Source organism: Streptomyces sp. NPDC059455, assembly GCF_042750115.1.
GTDB lineage: Bacteria > Actinomycetota > Actinomycetes > Streptomycetales > Streptomycetaceae > Streptomyces > Streptomyces endocoffeicus.
In genome coordinates this window covers 19,686-21,595 of record NZ_JBHYVB010000194.1, presented here as the reverse complement: position 1 = coordinate 21,595, position 1,910 = coordinate 19,686, and the positions used below count along the sequence as shown (strand labels likewise).

Annotated in this window: 2 protein-coding genes; both read left to right on the top strand. The window is 71.9% G+C overall.

Annotated features, from left to right (window positions below; all coding sequences use genetic code 11):
* Positions 1 to 1,040: GTP-binding protein (locus tag ACFXB5_RS42830; protein WP_385218995.1), on the top strand; the 1,040-nt coding region annotated here is incomplete at its 5' end.
* Between the two features lie 33 nt (positions 1,041 to 1,073).
* The gene (gene rpsR, locus ACFXB5_RS42825) at positions 1,074 to 1,319 is read left to right on the top strand and encodes a 30S ribosomal protein S18 (protein WP_385218993.1); all 246 of its coding nucleotides are present in this window, start codon (positions 1,074 to 1,076) and stop codon (positions 1,317 to 1,319) included.
* Positions 1,320 to 1,910 lie beyond the last annotated feature (591 nt).

Here is a 1,910-nt window from a genome sequence, read left to right as displayed (position 1 = left end):
CCGCCGCCACCGACCGCGCGGTGCGCCGCACCGTGCGCGACGCATCGGGGCCGCTCGGCGAGGGCGAGGCGCCGCTGGTGAACGACTGCGCGTGCTGTGCGCTGCGCGAGGACATGGTCCCCGAGCTGCTGCGCCTGGCCACGGGCGGCGGGCACCGGCTCGCCGTGGTCGAGTTGTGGGACTCGGTCGAGCCGCAGGCCATGGCCGCCGTCATCGCGGCCGAGGGCGTCCCGCTGGAGCTGACCGGGGTGGCCACCGCGGTCGACCCGGCCCTGATGGTGCCGTACCTCGCGAACGGTGATGATCTCGCCGAGGCCGGTCTCGCTGCCGCCCCGACCGACCAGCGCACCATCGCGGACACCTTCGCCCGGCAGCTGGAGTACCCCACGGTGATCGCCGTCGCCGAGGACGAGACGTCCGAAGAGCCCGCGGACGACGGCGATCTGGCCCTGCTCACCCAACTCACCCCTGGCGCACGGCAGATGCGGCTCGGCGAGGAGGCCCTGGGGCCCGCCCTCCTCGAGGGCTTCGACATCGCGGCGGCGGCGGCCCGTCAGCACCCGGCCTGCGCACTGTTGCCACAGGACAGCGATGAGCACGGAGTGAGCACCCTCGTCTGGCGGCGCCACCGTCCCTTCCACCCGGGCCGTCTCTACGAGGCGCTGGAAGACCTGAGCTGTGCCGCGGCCCGCAGCCGGGGCCGCTTCTGGCTGGCGGACCGGGGCGACACCCTGCTGTCGTGGGACGCGGCGGGCGGGGCGCTGTGTGTGGAGTCGGCCGGGCCGTGGCTGGCCGCGCTGCCGGACGCCGCCTGGGAGATGGTCCCGGCCGAGCGGCGGGTGGCCGCCTCGCTGGACTGGCACCCCGAGCACGGCGACCGCTGTCAGCACCTCACCTTCACCTCGCCCGGCCTGGACCGCGACGGGCTGCTGGCGCTGCTCGACTCGTGTCTGCTGACCGACGCGGAGTACGCGTCCGGGCCGGACGGCTGGAAAGAGCTGTCGCGCGCCTTCGACGAGCTGCTCGACCCGGTCGCCTGACGGCGCCTCACGCTCAACGGACAGGACTTAATCATGGCCCGCCGCACCACCATCACCGACCGCCGGGGAGCCAAGCGCCCCCGCGTCAACCCGCTCGACGCCGCCGGCATCACCTATGTGGATTACAAGAACACTGACCTGCTGCGAAAGTTCATCTCCGACCGCGGCAAGATACGCAGCCGCCGTGTGACCCATGTGACACGACAGCAGCAGCGCCAGATCGCCCGCGCCATCAAGAACGCGCGCGAGATGGCCCTGATTCCCTACGGCTCCCCTTAGCTGTCCGGTTGCGTCGACCGGCCGATCGCCTCAGCTGCCCACGGAGGAGTTTTATGACGCATGGTCCGGACGACCGTCCGAACCGCCCGTTCACTCTTGTCGTCTGCGGGAGCTGTCGTGGGGAATCCGACGGTGATGAGGTGATGGAGAGCCTGCGCAAGGCTGTCCAAGGCTCTTCGCACGGCGTCCTCGTTTCCACCGGATGTCTCGGCAAGCTCCTGGACTGCCGTCGTCGCCACGGGCTGTACGCTGCCGTCCAGCCGTGTGCGGTGGATCGCAGGCCCAGCGGACCTGTGGCTCGGCTGGGACCGATCGCCACCGTGGCCGACGCCGAGGCGCTGAGCGCGTGGCTACGGAGGGGGATGCCGGACGATGACACACTTCCTGGCCGGCTGCGTGCGGTGCCTTCTCCGGCGGGAGCCGCCTACCTCAACTGACGGCCTCACGGCCTGGCGAGGGCGCATTCTCTACACCGAAGCGGGGGGGCCCCCGGGGGGGGGTGGGGCCCCGGGGAAACATGGGGGCGGAGGGAGTTGACACCCCTGCCCGGTGCAACGCAAGACCCGGGGCGGGGGGTCGGGGGGTCTCGTG

Excerpts from the sequence above, each read along its gene's own strand:
- rpsR (WP_385218993.1), top strand. The coding sequence starts at position 1,074 with ATGGCCCGCCGCACCACCATCACCGACCGCCGGGGAGCCAAGCGCCCC.